The organism is Paludisphaera sp. (genome assembly GCF_037189885.1).
Classification (GTDB): Bacteria; Planctomycetota; Planctomycetia; order Isosphaerales; family Isosphaeraceae; genus Paludisphaera.
Genome location: NZ_JBBCIR010000017.1, coordinates 16,983 through 33,207 on the forward strand (window position 1 = coordinate 16,983; position 16,225 = coordinate 33,207).

Below are 16,225 nucleotides of genomic sequence, written 5' to 3' on the forward strand. Positions count from 1 at the left end.
CGCATGCCGATCAAAGAGCACGCCGGTGTCCAAGTCCTGGAATCCGTCGACGACTTCGCCGAGGCGCGGGTGGAGGCCGTGGGGTTCATCTTCCACGGCGTCATCCCCGTCGTGAAGGGGAAGGGCTCGATCGCGGCGAACCTCCTCCACTTCGCCCGCTGCCCCCGCCTGGAGAAGATCGGCGACGAGCCGACCAAGATCTGGTTCCGCAGCGTCCGCGTCGCCCATCAGCACCTGGACGAGGCCATCGGCGAGAAGCGCTGGAAGTGGTGCAAGTACTGCGAGCGCGAGATCACCCAGCGCGTGCTGGACGAGGCCTGACCCCCGCGCCGGGCGGCCGACTCTCCTCGGCCGCCCCGCGGCGGGCCCCCGTCACTTCGACGGTGCCGCCCCGCGCGCCAGGCGGTCGAAGGCGGAGTCGCCCCGGATGGGGTCGAAATCCCCCTCGTCGGCGATCATCCGCCGCATCTCGGGGCGGAGCTTCAGGGCCGCGGCCAGGCCGGCCAGCGCCTTCGGGGCGTTGCCCGCCAGGCTCCAGTAGCACGCCAGGTTGTAATGGATCAGGGCGTTGTCCGGGTCGTGCCGCAACGCCCGCTCCAGCGCGTCGACCGCCTGCGCGAGCCGGTTGGTGCGCTTGTAGCACCACCCCTGCGCCAGCGCCACCGCCACGTCGTCCGGCCGCAGCGCCGCGGCGATCTCCAGGCACGCCAACGCCTCGCGATGCCGGTCGAGCGACCGCAACGCCTCCCCCTTCAGGAAGTTGGCCTCGAAGGCCATCAACGGCCAGTCCGACCGCCCTTCCAGGATGCGCAGGGCCTTCTCGGGCATCTCCAGCATGAGATACCCCTCGGCCTCGTCGAGCTGACGCCGGATCCGGACGGGGATGGTCGTGCTCATCGGGCAGGCGCTCCGAGCGGGACGCGGGGGCGCGCGTGGCGCGCGCTCAAGTCTATCTTACTCGGGAGCCTCGCGCCGAAAAAGTGGGGCTGGGCCCGCGAGCCCGCGTGGGGCCCCCCTCGATCCCGGGCCATCGAGCCGCCCGGGGTCAGATGACCGAGTTGGCCCCGCGGTCGCCGCGAGCCAGGGAGGCCGGGGAGGGCAGGCAGGCCCGCTCCCGGGCGTTCAGCTCGATCTCGGTGGCGACGAGGTCCGGGATGCCCGCCAGGTCGGCGGGGCGGCCGGCGATGGCCAGGGCGCGGCGCTCGACGCCGTCGCGGTTCTGGAGGCCGTCGAGCCAGCGGCCGGGGATCGCGTCGACGCCGTAGTGGGCGCCGGCCATCGCCCCGAGGATGGCGCCGGTGGTGTCGGCGTCCCCCCCCAGGTTGATCATCTCCAGCATCGCCTCCTCGAACGAGTCGGTCGTCAGCAGGACGTAGAGGCAGGCGGGGATGCAGGCGGGGGGGAAGCCCATCGTGGGCCGCTTGCAGTCGGGCTCGGCGCCGTGGCGGTTGGCCTCCTCGGCCATCGCGGGCAGGGCCCGCTCGCGCGGCTGGTCCAGCAGGGTCTCGGCGTGGGCGAGGGCCTTGGAGACGGCGCGGCCGTGGGTGTCGACGGCGGTCACGACGTCGGCGTAGCCCGCCGCGGCCATGCGGGCCTCGTCGCGGGCGACGTCGGCGGCCAGCCACAGCAGCAGGCCGGGGTCGCGGGCCTCGCCGGCGGCCATGCGGCGGACGCCGTGGGCAACGGCCAGCGCGCCGGCCAGGCTGCGCACGTCGCGATGGGTCGTGAGGCTGGCCTCCATCACCGGGACGAGCAGCTCGGCCGGGTCGTCGTGGAACAGGCCCACGGGCGCGATCCGCATCGCCGCGCCGATGCCCGGCTTGATCTGGCCGCTCCATCGCGGCGAGACCCCCATCCGCAGGTCGGCGACCACCTGGCGGAAGCTCCGGCCGACCCCGCGGTGGGCACCCAGGAACGGGCCCTCCGCGTCGGCCATCGCCAGGTACAACCCGGCCAGCTCCCCCTGGTCGACCGCGCCGCGTCGCAGCATGACGTCGCAGAGGGCCAGCGCCTGCTGCGTGTCGTCGGAGTAGAGGCCCCGCATCCGCCAGCGGTACGGCTTGCGCTTCCAGGCCTGCACGCCGTCGACGTAGTTCCGGACCTTGCCGTAGTGGGTCCTGATTTGCTGGGCCGTCAGCCCCTCAAGCGGAGCCCCGAGGGCGTCTCCGACGGCCAGGCCCAGGAGGCACCCGCGGACTCGGTCGGTACGGGACGTTTCCGGCATCTCTGGCATGACTCCTCGGACGCCGACCGGCAGGCCGTCGGCCCAGCGACGCCCCCTCGGGGGACGAACCGCAAGATACCCACCCGCGACGGCCTCGCCAACCTTCTTCCGGCCGCGAGCCCGGGTTGCGACGGCCCGGTGGCACCGCCGGCGCTTGCCCCCCGTGCCACTTACGGCGCGATCGGGAGGCCCCGGTTTTTTTCCCGGCGGCCCCGATTCCCGCCGGCCGGGGCCGCCCCCCCGGGACCGCGGCCGACGCCCGCTCGCCCGCCCCCCTGGTTATCGGACCGCCGGCCGCCCCGAAGCAACCAACCGGGCCGCGATTCGCCGCCCCGGCCGGGCGGCTCGGGCGCATCCGGCGCGACCGTCGCGGCCGCGCCGGGGGCCGTCCGGCGGTCACTTCTTCAGCGGCCCGCTGACGTGGAACTCGGCGACCGAGTTGCCGGGGGCGTTGCTGGGGACGACGTCCGTGTAGACGTTCCCCCTGCGGCCGTCGCTCAGCACCAGGCGATAGCAGCGGGTCGGGTCGATCACCTTGAGCCGCTCCGTCGGCATCTCGAAATAGCCGTAAAGGGTCTTCCGCCCCCCCTTCTTCTCGTGGCACGTCAGGTAGCCGTCGACGTCGTCGAGCACGAGGGCCTCGTCGTCGTACAGGCTGCCGCGGATATGCTCCATCCGTTCCATCGTCGACCTCCGGGACGGCGCGGCCGTCCTCGCTCGCGACTCGGGGTCCGGGGCATGGGGAACGGGTCGGGCCCGCCGAGGCGGCCGACCTCGCACGTCGGCCGACGCCGTCCACTCGTCGGGGCGGCGCGGAGGCCCATCCCCGCGACGCCCCGGACGCGCCGGGCGACTCCGGGGAGTCCTCCTCGATGGATCTTGCCGCGCCCCCAACCACCCGTCAAGCCGCGGGACGACGGCCTTCCACGCCGCCCGATTCGGCCGGGGCAGGCCGAATTTCGTCGGTCTTGGGCCGGTGGAAAGCAGCCCGTCGGCGACCTGGGAAAGGGGGCCTGACCGTGGGGCGGGCTACCCGACCGCGCGGCTCAGGCCCGCCCTCGCCACGAATTAATTGGAAACATGAAATCCCCGATCAACGCCCGCGGACTGTCACTGGAGATCGTGGACTCCGCTCTTTGACATCCCGGTATCGGTAAGCAGGGCAAGGAGAGCCGGCGACGTCGCGTGCCCCGTCACGGTCGGGTTCGGGACGGGCCCGTGAGCCCGCCGCCGGCGGTGTAGGAGAACCCGGCCATCGCCGATCATGGGGGCCATCATAACGGCCGTCCCCCTTCGCGCGTGTCGTCCCCCTCTCCTGGCCGACTCGTGGTCCGTCCCCCCTCGCGAAGTGGAAGACCGATTTCATCCCAGTCTCCCAAGAGCCGCGACGGTCAGCGGAAAACGCATTCGAAAACGACGAACGAAGCCAACTCAATTCCGCCGCAATACCTCATGGATTCATGACTTGCACGCAAGTCGAGGAATCGGCTCGGCGACGAACGAAGCCAACGTCGCGCGAAGTCGCGGCGGGGCGAAAACCCCGGATCGAGGGCTGCCCGCGACCTCAGGCGAGGTCGAGTTCGAACAGCGATTGCGACCGCAGGACGGCCAACTCGTCGGGGAACGAGTGGAAGGCCTGGATGGAGATCCCGCGGGCGAGTCGGTCGACGCGGAGCAGCGAGATCGGCCGGGGCGCGAAGCGGTGGACGGGGACGAAGGCGTGGAACAGCCGGCCGGGGGTGGCGTCGAGCCTCGCCTCGTCGCAGAGGTGGCGGAAGACCTCCGGGTCGACCCGCTCCACCTCGTGGCAGGATTGATAGCCCACGTCGCGGCCCGCGCGGATCGACTCGACGTGCTCGCCCTCGACGGGGGAGTCCAGCAGGAGGCCGCCGAGCGGCAGGGGGGACTCGCGGGCGCCCAGGATCTCGGTGACGACGGTGTTCCCCGCCCGGAAGACCACGACGTGGCCCCCCTGGACGATCCGGACGTCGGCCTCCCACGGTCCCAGGGCGTACCGCTCATGCGCGCGGACCGAGAACCACTCGGGATGGATCGCCTTCCCGAAGATCCGGAACACCCGGTCGCTCACGCGGACCCCGCCGGGACCGACTTCCATGGGACCTTGCCCTCGCTCGCCTCGGATCGGGTAACGGATGGCACGCCACGGGGAACTATAGGTCGCCTCCGGGCCCGCGGCAAACCGCGATCTCCGGCGTCTCGCGCGCGATCGGCCGGCGGCCCGCCTCGACTTGACCCCTTCTCGCGGCCCCCGTACACTCCGTCGCGAAACGCGGGGGGAGGCCGACTCGCCCCAGTCGCCCCGCCGCGAGGACCAGGGACGGTCAAGCCATGGATACGACGATCTCCGCCGCCCCCCCCCTGCCCCTCCGGGCCTGGAGGGCCGTCCGCGAGCGCGGCCCCCGCTACGCCTGGCACAAGGCGATGCGCCGGACGCTCGGCCGATGGCCGTCGTGGAAGCGCCGGCTCGTCTACGCCGACCCTCGCGAATACTGGACGCTGCGGGGGGGCCGCGACTACTTCCGCGAGCAGGAAGGCCAGGTCGGCCGGACGCTCCGGGCCGAGTGGATCGCCGCGCGGCTGGCCGCCTACCGGCCGACGTCGATCCTGGAGATCGGCTGCGGGTACGGCAAGCTGCTGAACGCCCTGCGGGACCGCCTCGACGCGCCGCTCGCGGGGATCGACTTCAGCCCGACACAGCTCGCCAGCGGGCGGGAGTTCCTGGCGTCGCGGGGGGTCGAGCGGGCCTCGTTGTTCCTCGGCCGGGGGGACAGCCTGCCGTTCGCGGACGGGTCGTTCGACATGGTCGTGACCTCGGCGGTGATCCTGCACAACCCGCCGGAGGTCGCAGAGCGGATCCGCCGCGAGGTCCTCCGCGTGGCGCGCCGGTTCGCGGCGCACAACGAGGAGACGAACCTCAGCTACAACCGCTACGGCTACGACACGGCCGAGTGGTATCGATCGGCGGGGATCCGGCTGGCCGAGGTCGGCCCGATCCCGATGGACGCCGACGCCGCGACGTCGCAGTTCTGCGTGGCCCGCCTCGGCGACCTGGCCTGACGCCCCCCCTCTCCCCCGATGGAAGCGCCATGCTGGACCTCGGCTTCGCCCTGCTGCTGACGCTCCTGGCGACGGGCCTGGGAGCGAAGCTCCTGACCCGGCTCGACCTGGCGCCGGAGCACCCCGTCGACCGCTTCGGCCTGGCGTTCCCGCTGGGGGCCGGCCTCCTCGCGCTGGCGACCCTCCTGCTGGGCGAGTTTCGCGCCCTGAACGCCGTGGCCCTCGCCGTGTTGCTGGCCGTCGCCGCGGAGATCGGCCTGCTTTCGGGCATCCGGCTGGCTCGCGAGCTGGGGGCCGTCCCGTTCGCCAGGCCCGACGCCGCGAGGCCCGTCCTCTACGACCGCCTCATGCGGGTCTTCCTGCTGGCGACGGTCGCCGCGACGGCGCTCTCGGCCCTGGCCCCGGTGATGGACGGAGACGCCCTCTGCTACCACCTGCAGGTCCCCAAGGTCTTCCTGATGGAAGGGGCGACGACCTACCAGCCCGACCTGCACGAGACGGTCTACCCGCTGGCGACGGAGATGCTCTACCTCATCGCCCTGGCGTTCCGCGGGCCGGTCGCCTGCCGCGTCCTCCAGTGGGCGCTGGGGCTGGCGATGGCCGCGAACGTCGCGGCGCTGGCGAGGCCCGCGCTCGGGCGTCGCGCCTGGTGGGCCGGCGCGGGGGCGCTGCTGGTCCCGGCGGTCACCAACGGCATGTCCGCCCCGCTCAACGACGTGGCCCTCGCCGCCTTCGGCACGGCGGCGCTGGCCTCGTGGATGCGGCTGTACGAGGCCCCCGGCCGCAAGGCCGCGCTGGTCGCGGGGACCTTCGCCGGGCTGGCGATCGGAGTGAAATACCCCGCGCTGGTGCTGGCCGGGATGCTGGTCGCCGGGCTGGTCGCTCGGCCGATTCTCGCCCGTCGCGGCGCCGCCCAACGGGCCTGGACCGACGGCCTGACGCTGGCCTCCTACTTCGTCCCGGCCATGCTGGCGGCGGGGGGCGCGTGGTACCTGCGGGCGTTCATCGCGACGGGCAACCCGGTCCATCCGTTCTTCCGCTCGGTCTTCGGCGCGGGGCTTGACGAGGTGCTGGACCCGATCAAGCGGCCCCTGGCGGTGACGGCGTGGAACATGGTGACGTCGATCGCGCCGCTGACGCTGGAGCCGCACCGCTTCGACAGCTTCGCCCACCAGTTCGGGCCGATCTTCCTGCTGTTCCTCCCGGCGCTGCTGCTGGAGCGGGCGCCGCGGCGGGTGCTCGGGCTGGTGCTGTTCGGCTACGTCTTCCTGATGCTCTGCATGACCCAGCGGCAGAGCATGAGGTTCCTGCTGATCGCGGTGGGTCCGATGTCGATCGGCGTGGCCTGGCTGGCCTCGACGTGGATCGAGCGGCGGACGATCCCGGCTCGGGCGTTGGCCTTCGCCCTGCTCGCGGCGCTGGGGCTGGAGTCGTGCGTGGCGATGGCCCGCGCGGGCCGCTCGGCCGGCGCCGTGCTGGGGCGCGAGACCGCGGAGCAGTACCTCGCCCGCCATGAGCCGTCGTACCGCGTCGGCCGCTGGATCGACGCCAACCTGCCGGAGTCGGCCCACGTCATCGGCCAGGACCATCGCGGCTTCTACATCCCGCGCGACTACACGATGGAGCTGGCCCACCGCCGCCGGACCGACCTGGGGGCGCGAGGCGAGACGGACCGCGAGATCGTCGCCGAGCTGATCCGCCGGGGCTTCACCCACGTGTTGCTCTGTCCCCCGCAAGAGGGCCCCGAGATCGAGTTCGACCCGACGCTCGGCGAGCTGCTGGCGCCCTGGCTGGACACGCGACGGCCGCTCTACGACGAGGAGCTGCCCGAGCCCAACGGCCCGACGCGGCGGTATTCCATCTATGAGCTGACCCCGGACGACGCCGCCGTGGCGGTCGAATCGGCGGGCCTCGCCCGATGAGGCCGTCGCGGCCGACCCTCGACGAATTGCGGGGGGCCGTCCAGAAGGGGCGACATCGCGAGATCGGCAACGTCCTGGCCCGTCGGTTCGCGCGGCCCTCGGCCGTGTACGGGACCTGGGCCGCCGTGCGGCTCGGCGTCTCGGCCCACCAGGCGACGACCGCCGCCATGCTCTCCGGGCTGGCCGGCGCCGCGGCGATCGGCACCGGGGACGCGCGGGGGTTCTTCGCGGGGGTCGCCCTGCTCTGGCTCGCGTTCTGGCTCGACCACGTCGACGGCCAGCTCGCCCGATGGCGAGGGACCGCGAGCCTGGACGGCGTCTACTTCGACTACCTGATGCACCACGTCCAGAACATGGCCGTGGGCTTCGCGCTGGGGTTCGGGCTGGCGACGCGCACGGGCCACGTCGCCTGGGCCGCCGCCGGCTTCGCGATCGCCGCCGGCTGGGCCGTCCTGGGCCTGCACAACGACTGCCGCTACAAGGCGTTCATCCAGCGCCTGAAGGCGACCGCCGCCAGCTACCGCGTGGATGGCGGCTCCGGTGGCAAGCCCGCCCCCGCGCCGGGGTGGCCGCGAAGGGGCCTCGGCGCGCTGACCTTCCCCGCGTACAAGGCGTGCGAACCCCACGTCGTCCTGATGGGTCTGACGGGCCTCTCCGCGCTGGCCGTGGTGAACGTCGCCTGGTGGGTGACCTGCTGGCAACTGGCGACCGCCGCCATGGCCTGCCTCGCCCCCCTCCTGGCCACCGCCCGAGTCCGTCGCGCGATCGCCCGCGGCGCGACCGAGGCCGAGTTCGCCGCGTGGTTCCGCCCGGCGGAGGACGCCCGGGAATTCGTCGGCGTGCCGGTCGATCGATTACACTAAGGCAAGCGCGATGTCCCCTCTCCCCCCGGGAGAGGGCAGCCGCGCAGCGGCGGGTGAGGGCCCGCGCGCTTCGGGGATGGCGTTGGCTCGCGATGCCGTGAACCGCCGCAATCTCTACAGTGCCACGACCCTCACCCGGCCCTCCGGGCCACCCTCTCCCGGGGGGAGAGGGGACCATCGAATCGGTACCCTACCGGCGCGAGCGAGACACGATGATCGAGATCAATCCGCGGGTTTCGCTCGACGAGTCGGAGTTGGACTTCGAGTTCATCCGGTCGTCGGGGCCCGGCGGGCAGAACGTCAACAAGGTCTCCACGGCCGTACGGCTGCGGTTCGACGCGACGAATTCGCCGTCGCTGCCGGAGGACGTGCGGCGTCGGCTGTTCACGCTCGCGGGGCGTCGGATCGGCGGCGACGGCTTCCTCACGATCCTCGCCCAGACCGAGCGGACGCAAGAGTCGAACCGCCGCGACGCCGTCGAGCGCCTCGTCGAGCTGATCGCCAAGGCGTGCGAGCGCCCCAAGCCCCGCCGGCCCTCGAAGCCGACTCTGGGCTCCCAGAAGCGACGGCTGGCGTCGAAGCGCAAGCACAGCGAGACCAAGGCGAGGCGCAGGGACCTGGGGCCCTCGGACGAATGAGCCCGAGGCCCCGACGGCCCGTCACTTCGGCAAGCACGCCTCGATCGACTTCGCGAGCGACTCGCGGAGGTCTTTCGAATAGCCGACGTGGAGGTCGCGCACGACGCCCTCGGGATCGATGACGACCACCGTGGGGAAGCCGCGGACGCCGTACTTCTCGGGGAGTTCGCGGTCGATGCGGATGGTGCCGTACTTGAGGCCCATCACGTCGGCGACGAGCTTCGCGTCGGCCTCGTCGCCGTCCGTGTTCATCCCCAGGACCGCGACGGGCTTGCCGGCGAAATGCTCGGCGACCTCGTTCATCTGGGGCATCGCCTTGACGCACCAGCCGCAGCCGCGATACCAGAAGTCGAGCACGACGACCTTGCCCCGGTAGTCGCCCAGGTCGTGCTCCTTCCCGTCGAGGCCCGGGGCCTTCCAGCCCGCCGCCGGCTTGCCCACGACCTCGGCCCGGCGCCTCGCCTCGTCGAGCGAGTACTCGGCCAGGGAGTCGAACCTCTCGACGCGGCGGTCGAGCGCCTCGCGGAACGTCGGCTCGGACATGGCGTCGCGGACCTTCGCCAGCTCGGCCTTCGCCGACGCCAGGGCGGCTTCGAGCTTCGCGGGGTCGTGCTCGCCCCGGGCGGCGTCGTTGGCGGACTTCTCGGCGTCGAAGTAGGCGTCGGCGGCCTGGCGGAACGCGGCGAGCTTGCCCTCGTCGAGCGTTTCGAGCGAGACCAATTCGACCACGCCGGTCCCCTTCCCCTGGAAGCCGTAGCCCTGCGTGTGTTCGGACTCGACCCGCTTGATCAGCCCGCGACCGGCGTCGAAATGGTACGTCAAGCGGCCGGTGGATTCGTAGACGCGGTTCTCCGGCCCCTCGCTCGCGGCGCGAATCATCCATCCCCCGGGCTCGGCCTGGGGTGCCTCGTAGCGCGTGCCGTCGAGGCTCCCTTCGTCGGCGTCGAACCAACCGGCCTTGGCCTGATCGCCGTCCTCGGGCAGGCGGGGGAAAATCGTCCGGGGCCGGATGCGATAGCCGGTCTCGGTGGCCGGGCCGAGCCGGCCGTCCGGGAACAGGTCGACGCGGCCGAAGTCGTGGTCCATCGGCTCCTTGTCCAATTCGGGGGCCTCGCCGTCGCGGGCCGAGGCGTATCGGCTCCCCTGCCGCATGACGATCCTCACGCTCCCGTCCGGGTTCCGGCCGACGACCCAGGCCGTCGTCTCGCTCTCCTCGGCCGAGGTCATCCGCGTATACCGAGACTGGCCCGAGCCCTTGTAGGTCAGCACCATCCCCGGCTCCAGCCGGTAGCGCGGCAACTCCTCCCCTGCCTCCGCCGCGCCGGCCGCCAGCGCCCCCGCCAGTATCATCGTAGCGCCGATCATGCCTCGCCCTCCCTCGCCGGCCGCCGATCTTCAGACAAACGTCGGAGTGCGAGGATACGCCGTCGAGGATCGAGGCGGCAAGCAAAATCGGCCGAGGGGCCTACGCGACGGCGGGACGCGGATCCGGCTTCGTGCTCGGCGACGGCCGTTCGTCGCGGCGGAGCCGCAGCCACAGCGCGACGCCCGAGGCGCAAAGGATCAGGCTGATGAGCATGGAGACCGTGACGCCGGCGAAGACGCCCGGGTCGTCGGCGCGGAGGAGTTCGACGGGCCATCGGGTGATCGGGTAGGCGATCATCAGCATCGCCATCACCTGCCCCGGCCGACGGCGACGCGGGTAGTACGCCAGCAGCAACGCGAAGAGGGCCAGGGCCGAGAAGGCCGCGTAGAGTTGCGTGGGCGTGACGGCCAGCGACCGCGCGGCCTCGGGGGGGATCAGGCCCAGGTCGACGTGCTCGACCCAGGCGTGCGAGCCGGCCGGGAAGCGGACGCCCCAGGGCGCGGACGTGAGCGAGCCGTGGCAGCAGCCCTTGAAGTGGCAGCCGAGCCGCCCGAAGAACGCCCCAATCGCGAGCGCCGGCGCGACGACGTCGGCCATCCTCGCGAATGGGAACGGCTTCCTCCGGTAATAGAGCAGCGTCCCCCCCAGGCCCCCCAGGATGCAGCCGTAGAAGACGCCCCCCCCGTCCCAGAAACGCACGAGGTCCAGGGGCGATCGGATCGCGCTCGGCTGGACCACGACGAACAACGCCCGCGCCCCGACGACGCCGCCGAGGAACAGCCAGGTGGCCAGCTCGTACACGGAGTCTGGGTGGATCCCCTCGCGGGGGGCGCGGCGGACGCAGAACAGGAGCGCGGCGGTGCAGGCCAGCGCCATGAAGACGCCGTAGGCGTGGACCCTCAGCCCGAGGATCTCCAACAGAATCGGTTGCATGGCCGCGTCCTTTCGGCGGGTCGTCCGGGTCCGGCGCGCGGGTTCGCGCGCCGGCAGGATGCCAGCCGATCGGGTTCCGGGCAAGGCCGATCGGTCAGGAGTCGAGGACGGCCAGGGCGGGGGTCCGGATCTTGGCGCCGGCCTTCCAGCGGTCGCCGTCGCGGCGGATCTCGCGGTAGAGCGTGTCGCGCTCGATGGGGGTGCGGCCGGCCTCCTCGATCAGGCGGCGGATCTCGGCGACGGTGATCTCCTGGGGGGTCTCGGCGCCGGCCTCGTGGTAGATCTTCTCGTGGACGACGGTGCCGTCGATGTCGTCGGCGCCGAACGAGAGGGAGATCTGGGCCGTCTTGATGCCGAGCATGACCCAGTAGGCCTTGATGTGCGGGAAGTTGTCCAGCATCAGCCGGCTGATGGCCATCGTCTTGAGGTTCATCATCCCCGACGGGGCGACGATGTCGGACATCTCCGAGTTGTCGGGGTGGAACGCCAGGGGGATGAACGTCTGGAAGCCCCCGGTCTCGTCCTGGAGCTCGCGCAGGCGGACCAGGTGGTCGATCCGGTGGACCGGGCCGTCGATGTGGCCGTAGAGCATGGTGGCGTTGGAGTTCAGCCCCAGCCGGTGCGCCGCGCGGTGGACGTCGAGCCAGGCCTCGGTGGACGCCTTGGCGCCGCAGATCTTCTCGCGGACCTCGGGATGGAAGATCTCCGCGCCGCCCCCGGGCAGGCTCCCCAGCCCGGCGTCGATGAGCCGCTTGAGGACCTCCTCGCGGGAGACGCGGGTGATCTTGGCGAAGAACTCGATCTCGACGGCCGTGTACGCCTTGACGTGGATCTCGGGGTCGACCTCCTTGATCCAGCGGATGACGTCGCAGTAGTAGTCCAGCTTCAGCTTGTGGTGCAGGCCGCCGACGATGTGGATCTCGGTCGCCCCGCGAGCGCTGGCCTCGCGGGCACGCTCGGCGATCTGGTCGCGATACAGGACGTACGCCTTGGGCTCGTCCAGGTCGGCGCGGAAGGCGCAGAAGTCGCAGGTGTAGACGCAGACGTTGGTCGGGTTGATGTGGGTGTTGACGTTGTAGAACGCCAGGTCCCCGTTCTTGCGCTCCCGGACGAGGTTGGCGAGGGCCCCGATCTCCAGGACGTCGCGCGAGGCCTCCAGCGTCAGCCCGTCCTCGAAGCTCAGCCGCTCGCCGGCCTCCACCTTCTCGCGAATCGCCCTGAGATCAGCGTCGACGGCCATATCCACTCCATTGCTGGGGAGCACGGTCTGCTACCTTCTGCTTCCCGAAATTCTAGTCTCGATCGGACGATCCGGCAACGCCTGGCGCCCCGGCGCGACGCCGGCCGTCACGGCACGACGATCGTTCGGAACGCCTCGGGGACGTGGAAATCGGGCTTCTCGACCGCCGGCCTCGCCCAACTGATCCAGTTGTCGTCGGCCTCCCCGCGAGCCTCGGGCCCCTCCCCGCGGAACTCGGCGCGGAACAGGCCGACGCGAAGCTCGCTCCCGCGCCCGATCGGCCGGCCCATGAGTTCGGCCAGGGTGGCCAGCGGGATGCTCCCGCGGACGGCGTACCCGGTAGGGGTCGAGGAACCCTCGGCCTTCAGGCCGGGGCAGTCCCAGTCGGCGTCGAAGACGCGATAGTGCCGGGCGTGATAATCGTGGACCCGGCCGAGCGGGTCGATCTCGATGCACCAGTAGTCGGCCAGATCGGCATCCCGCGCGAAGAAGATCTCGACTCGGTCCTCGCCGTCCACGGTCGATTCGCCATCCCAGGCATCGCTGACAACAACATCGTCGTCGTCGACCTCGAAGGCGAAGCGCAAAAGGTCGCCGTCGGTTCGGGTCCGGAAGACCGTCCGAGGGGACGGCTTCTCCGACCAGGGGAAGCCGAACTCCGTGACGGTGAGTTCCCGTGGCCCCTCCCCCGAACAGGCCGCGATCCCGAACAGGAGGGCGACCGCGGCGACGGCCAAAACCCCGCGTCGTATCGGTGGCATGGTCGTCACCTCGTACATGATCGCCCCGCTCTCAGCCCTGGAACTCACACGAGCAGGTCCACCAACGTCGCCGCCAGGAGGCCCATGCTGATGACGACGTTGACGTGGAAGAACGCCACGTTGACGCGGTCCAGGTCGTCGGGCCGGACCAGCGAGTGCTCGTAGATCAGCAGGACGGCGGCGACGGCGACGCCCGCGTGGTAGATCGGGCCCAGGGGGTACGAGAGGCCCAGGGCGACGAGCGCCGGGATCATCAGGGCGTGGCAGAGCGCCGCCAGCCGCAGCGCCCCGCGGACGCCCAGCCGCGCGGGGACGCTGTTGAGGCCCGCGCCCCGATCGTAGTCGGCGTCCTGACAGGCGTAGATCAGGTCGAAGCCGGAGACCCACCAGAAGACGGCCAGCCCCAGCCAGATCGGCGGCCAGGCGATGTCGCCCCGGAGCGCGATCCACGCGGCGACCGGCGCGAGGCTCAGCGAGACCCCCAGCCAGAAGTGGGCGAGGCTCGTGAACCGCTTCGTGTACGAGTAGCCCAGCAGCCAGAGCAGCACCGGGACCGATAGCCACAGCGGCCAGGGGTTCGGCAGGAATAGCAGCGTCGAGGCGACGAACGCGGCCGAGCAGATCAGGGTGAACGTCGCCACGGCCGCCGGGGTCATCGCCCCGCGCGGGAGGTGGCGCCCGGCGGTGCGGGGGTTCCTGGCGTCCACGTCGCGGTCGACCAGCCGGTTGAATGCCATCGCGGCCGACCGGGCCGTCGCCATGCAGAGGACGATCCCCAGCCAGTCGCGAGGCCGCCCGCGCAGGCCGTCGGGCCCCCACGCCGCCAGCACGGCCCCCATCAGGGCGAACGGCAGGGCGAACAGGGTGTGGCTGAACCGCACCAGATCCAGGTAGTCGCGGACGCGCCGCGAGGCGATCGACATGACTTCCCTCAAACCTTTCCCGACGACCCGGAGGCCCGATCGACGCCGAAGACCCGGATCACGAACCAGTCGCCCAGCGCCGGGAACGCGCGGGCCAGCGCCCCCATCGCCCGGAACGGCCAGACCATCCGCCGCAGGACCGACAGCCGCCGCCTCGGCCGCTCGATCAGCCCCACGACCCGACGCGCCACGTCGCCCACCTCGGCCGTCATCCAGCCCGAGGGGGTCTCGACGACCGGGTGCGGCCGGGCGCCGTCCGGGGCGAGCGCGCGGAAGGCGTCGGAGAAATCGGTCCCGATCGGCCCCGGCTCGACGAGGCAGACGGTCACGCCGTCGCGGGCCAGCTCGCGGCGGGTCGCGTCGTTCCAGTAGGCGAGCCCCGCCTTGGTCGCGCCGTAGACCCCGAGCGCCGAGTTCGCCACGCAGGTGATCGCCGAGCCGATGTTGATCACCGTCCCGCGCCGCGAGGTCAGCGAGTCGACCAGGTGGCGCGTCAGGAGGATCGGGGCCCGCAGGTTGACCGCGAGCTGCCGGTCGAGGTCCCCCGGCGGGGCGTCGGCGAACAGGGTCGGCAGGCCGAGCCCCGCGTTGTTGATCAGCACGTCGACGCCGCCGAACCGTTCGACCGCCTCGCGGGCGACCCGCGCGCAGGCGTCGGCCTCGGCCAGGTCGGCGGCGATCGTCGCGATTTCCAGCCCCGGCGTCGAGCGCCTCAGCTCCTCGGCCAGCGCGTCCAGGCGGTCGGCCCGGCGGGCGACGAGGACCATGGCCGTCGCCAGCCCGCGGCGGACGACCTCGCGCGCGATGGCCGCGCCCAGCCCGGCGGAGGACCCGGTGATCAGGACGACCCGGCTCACTCCCCGTCTCCTTCGCCCCAGCGGGAGATGAGGCGGTTCGGGATCCCCAACTGGTCGCAGATGCGGCCGACGACGAACGCGACCATGTCCTCCAGGCCTTTCGGCCGGTGATACCACGCGGGGGCCGCCGGCAGGACGACCGCCCCGGCTCGCGTTGCCTGGGTCATGTTCTCCAGGTGGATCAGGCTCAGCGGGGTCTCGCGCGGGACCAGGATCAGCTTGCGGCGCTCCTTCAGGTGCACGTCGGCCGCCCTCGTGACGAGGTTCGTCGTGATGCCGTGGGCGATCGCCCCGAGCGTGCTCATGCTGCACGGGACGACGACCATTCCTCCCGTCAGGAACGAGCCGCTGGCGATGCCGGCCGAGAAGTCCCGATGGTCGTGGTAGACCAGCCGGCTCGCGTCGACCTCCCCCAGCAGCTCGCCCGGGTCGAAGGCGTCGAGCGAAGGCGCGCGGCCGATCTCCGCCTGCATGACCTCCACGGCGCTCGGGCTGATGGTCAGGTGGACGCGGCGGCCCAGCGTCAGGAGCGCGCGGAGCAGGGCGATCGCGTAGGGGGCTCCGCTCGCGCCGGTGATCGCGACGACCAGCGGCGGGGGCTCGGGCGTCGGCGTCATGGCCGCGCGGCCGGCTTGACGCCGACGTACAGCGTGGCGATGCCGAACGTCAGCGGGTGCATCTCCAGCTCCACCAGCCCGCGAGAGCCCATCAGGTCCAAAAGCTCCTGGCCGTCGGGGAACTCCAGCACGGTCTTCGGCAGGTAGTGGTAGGCCGAGTCCGCGTTGGGGGCGATCGCCTGGCCGACGCGCGGCAGCACCTTGCGGAAGAAGGCGAGGTAGAGCGGGCCGAGGATCCGGCCGCGAGGCCGCGAGAACTCCAGCACGGCCACCTTGCCCCCCGGGCGGGCGGCGCGGATCAGCTCGTCCAGCCCGGCGACGGTGTCGCGGACGTTCCGCAGGCCGAACGCCACGCTGACCACGCCGAAGGTGTCGGCCGGGACGGGCAGGTGCTGGGCGTCTCCCTCCACCAGGGCGATCCGGCCCGACGCGCCGGCCTTCGCCACCTTCGGCAGCCCGACGGCGAGCATCTCGCGGGTGAAGTCGACCCCGACGACGGGGCACGTCCCGCCGGCCGCCTTGTGGTACTCGATCGCCAGGTCGGCGGTGCCGGTGCAGACGTCGAGGACCGGGACGCCGGGCGTCGGCGGGACCGTCCGGGTCGTGAACCGCCGCCAGGAGCGGTCGATGTTCAGGCTCAACAGGTGGTTGAGCAGGTCGTACCGCCGGGCGATCGACCCGAACATCCTCCGGACGCGCTGGTCCGACTTGTCCTCGGAGGAAGGGGGCGTCGCGGGGGCGCTGGCGGGTTCGGTGAGCGGCACGGGGGGGCCTCGGATCGGGCGGGGTCGATCGGCCGACGC

General features: G+C 72.0%; 16 protein-coding genes and 1 pseudogene. 5 read left to right on the forward strand and 12 right to left on the reverse strand.

The window, feature by feature from the left end; genetic code table 11:
- Positions 1–3: 3 nt before the first annotated feature.
- Positions 4–321: a hypothetical protein gene (locus WG209_RS07125; protein ID WP_337174331.1), complete on the forward strand. Its 318-nt coding sequence runs from the start codon at positions 4–6 to the stop codon at positions 319–321.
- A 51-nt stretch (positions 322–372) separates the two neighbouring features.
- On the opposite strand, the gene WG209_RS07130 is transcribed toward WG209_RS07125, so the two are convergent.
- The 4 genes from WG209_RS07130 to WG209_RS07145 all read right to left on the reverse strand — a co-directional run bounded on the left by WG209_RS07130 (position 373) and on the right by WG209_RS07145 (position 4,340).
- Positions 373–897, reverse strand: coding sequence for a tetratricopeptide repeat protein (locus tag WG209_RS07130; protein ID WP_337174332.1), 525 nt, complete (start codon positions 895–897; stop codon positions 373–375).
- A gap of 148 nt (positions 898–1,045) precedes the next feature.
- Positions 1,046–2,224, reverse strand: a complete 1,179-nt coding sequence (locus tag WG209_RS07135; RefSeq protein WP_337174333.1) for an ADP-ribosylglycohydrolase family protein — start codon at positions 2,222–2,224, stop codon at positions 1,046–1,048.
- 396 nt (positions 2,225–2,620) lie between these two features.
- Positions 2,621–2,908, reverse strand: a complete 288-nt coding sequence (locus WG209_RS07140) for a hypothetical protein (protein WP_337174334.1) — start codon at positions 2,906–2,908, stop codon at positions 2,621–2,623.
- Positions 2,909–3,788: 880 nt separating this feature from the next.
- Positions 3,789–4,340: a DUF2617 family protein gene (locus tag WG209_RS07145; RefSeq protein ID WP_337174335.1), complete on the reverse strand. Its 552-nt coding sequence runs from the start codon at positions 4,338–4,340 to the stop codon at positions 3,789–3,791.
- Between the two features lie 233 nt (positions 4,341–4,573).
- On the opposite strand from WG209_RS07145, the gene WG209_RS07150 reads away from it, so the two are divergent.
- The 4 genes and pseudogenes from WG209_RS07150 to arfB all read left to right on the forward strand — a co-directional run.
- Positions 4,574–5,302: a class I SAM-dependent methyltransferase gene (locus WG209_RS07150; protein ID WP_337174336.1), complete on the forward strand. Its 729-nt coding sequence runs from the start codon at positions 4,574–4,576 to the stop codon at positions 5,300–5,302.
- Positions 5,303–5,331: 29 nt separating this feature from the next.
- Positions 5,332–7,224, forward strand: coding sequence for a 4-amino-4-deoxy-L-arabinose transferase (locus tag WG209_RS07155; protein ID WP_337174337.1), 1,893 nt, complete (start codon positions 5,332–5,334; stop codon positions 7,222–7,224).
- A complete protein-coding gene (locus WG209_RS07160; protein WP_337174338.1) occupies positions 7,221–8,087 on the forward strand; it encodes a CDP-alcohol phosphatidyltransferase family protein in 867 nt (288 codons plus the stop codon). Before WG209_RS07155 ends, WG209_RS07160 begins: the two co-directional genes overlap by 4 nt.
- 215 nt (positions 8,088–8,302) lie before the next feature.
- Positions 8,303–8,725: pseudogene (arfB, locus tag WG209_RS07165) on the forward strand (alternative ribosome rescue aminoacyl-tRNA hydrolase ArfB); the annotation flags it as partial.
- A 21-nt stretch (positions 8,726–8,746) separates the two neighbouring features.
- Here arfB and WG209_RS07170 read toward each other — a convergent pair.
- The 8 genes from WG209_RS07170 to WG209_RS07205 all read right to left on the reverse strand — a co-directional run bounded on the left by WG209_RS07170 (position 8,747) and on the right by WG209_RS07205 (position 16,186).
- Positions 8,747–10,090: a TlpA disulfide reductase family protein gene (locus WG209_RS07170; RefSeq protein ID WP_337174339.1), complete on the reverse strand. Its 1,344-nt coding sequence runs from the start codon at positions 10,088–10,090 to the stop codon at positions 8,747–8,749.
- A 100-nt stretch (positions 10,091–10,190) separates the two neighbouring features.
- On the reverse strand, positions 10,191–11,024 hold the full coding sequence (gene lgt / locus WG209_RS07175) for a prolipoprotein diacylglyceryl transferase (RefSeq protein ID WP_337174340.1): 834 nt from the start codon (positions 11,022–11,024) through the stop codon (positions 10,191–10,193).
- 94 nt (positions 11,025–11,118) lie between these two features.
- On the reverse strand, positions 11,119–12,264 hold the full coding sequence (gene mqnE / locus WG209_RS07180; RefSeq protein WP_337174341.1) for an aminofutalosine synthase MqnE: 1,146 nt from the start codon (positions 12,262–12,264) through the stop codon (positions 11,119–11,121).
- A 107-nt stretch (positions 12,265–12,371) separates the two neighbouring features.
- The gene (locus WG209_RS07185) at positions 12,372–13,025 is read right to left on the reverse strand and encodes a hypothetical protein (protein WP_337174342.1); all 654 of its coding nucleotides are present in this window, start codon (positions 13,023–13,025) and stop codon (positions 12,372–12,374) included.
- Between the two features lie 44 nt (positions 13,026–13,069).
- Positions 13,070–13,948, reverse strand: coding sequence for a UbiA-like polyprenyltransferase (locus tag WG209_RS07190; protein WP_337174343.1), 879 nt, complete (start codon positions 13,946–13,948; stop codon positions 13,070–13,072).
- A gap of 8 nt (positions 13,949–13,956) precedes the next feature.
- Entirely contained in the window at positions 13,957–14,805 is an 849-nt protein-coding gene (locus WG209_RS07195; protein WP_337174344.1) for an SDR family NAD(P)-dependent oxidoreductase, read from the reverse strand.
- Positions 14,802–15,422, reverse strand: coding sequence for a flavin prenyltransferase UbiX (locus tag WG209_RS07200; protein ID WP_337174345.1), 621 nt, complete (start codon positions 15,420–15,422; stop codon positions 14,802–14,804). The genes WG209_RS07195 and WG209_RS07200 overlap by 4 nt, the downstream gene beginning before the upstream one ends.
- Positions 15,419–16,186, reverse strand: a complete 768-nt coding sequence (locus WG209_RS07205) for a class I SAM-dependent methyltransferase (protein ID WP_337174346.1) — start codon at positions 16,184–16,186, stop codon at positions 15,419–15,421. The genes WG209_RS07200 and WG209_RS07205 overlap by 4 nt, the downstream gene beginning before the upstream one ends.
- Positions 16,187–16,225 lie beyond the last annotated feature (39 nt).

What these genes read in the sequence shown, in the direction of transcription:
- WG209_RS07125 (WP_337174331.1), top strand. Translation starts at nt 4, where the DNA reads ATGCCGATCAAAGAGCACGCCGGTGTCCAAGTCCTGGAATCCGTCGAC.
- WG209_RS07130 (WP_337174332.1), bottom strand. Translation starts at nt 897, where the DNA reads ATGAGCACGACCATCCCCGTCCGGATCCGGCGTCAGCTCGACGAGGCC.
- WG209_RS07135 (WP_337174333.1), bottom strand. Translation starts at nt 2,224, where the DNA reads ATGCCGGAAACGTCCCGTACCGACCGAGTCCGCGGGTGCCTCCTGGGC.
- WG209_RS07140 (WP_337174334.1), bottom strand. Translation starts at nt 2,908, where the DNA reads ATGGAACGGATGGAGCATATCCGCGGCAGCCTGTACGACGACGAGGCC.
- WG209_RS07145 (WP_337174335.1), bottom strand. Translation starts at nt 4,340, where the DNA reads ATGGAAGTCGGTCCCGGCGGGGTCCGCGTGAGCGACCGGGTGTTCCGG.
- WG209_RS07150 (WP_337174336.1), top strand. Translation starts at nt 4,574, where the DNA reads ATGGATACGACGATCTCCGCCGCCCCCCCCCTGCCCCTCCGGGCCTGG.
- WG209_RS07155 (WP_337174337.1), top strand. Translation starts at nt 5,332, where the DNA reads ATGCTGGACCTCGGCTTCGCCCTGCTGCTGACGCTCCTGGCGACGGGC.
- WG209_RS07160 (WP_337174338.1), top strand. Translation starts at nt 7,221, where the DNA reads ATGAGGCCGTCGCGGCCGACCCTCGACGAATTGCGGGGGGCCGTCCAG.
- WG209_RS07170 (WP_337174339.1), bottom strand. Translation starts at nt 10,090, where the DNA reads ATGATCGGCGCTACGATGATACTGGCGGGGGCGCTGGCGGCCGGCGCG.
- lgt (WP_337174340.1), bottom strand. Translation starts at nt 11,024, where the DNA reads ATGCAACCGATTCTGTTGGAGATCCTCGGGCTGAGGGTCCACGCCTAC.
- mqnE (WP_337174341.1), bottom strand. Translation starts at nt 12,264, where the DNA reads ATGGCCGTCGACGCTGATCTCAGGGCGATTCGCGAGAAGGTGGAGGCC.
- WG209_RS07185 (WP_337174342.1), bottom strand. Translation starts at nt 13,025, where the DNA reads ATGCCACCGATACGACGCGGGGTTTTGGCCGTCGCCGCGGTCGCCCTC.
- WG209_RS07190 (WP_337174343.1), bottom strand. Translation starts at nt 13,948, where the DNA reads ATGTCGATCGCCTCGCGGCGCGTCCGCGACTACCTGGATCTGGTGCGG.
- WG209_RS07200 (WP_337174345.1), bottom strand. Translation starts at nt 15,422, where the DNA reads ATGACGCCGACGCCCGAGCCCCCGCCGCTGGTCGTCGCGATCACCGGC.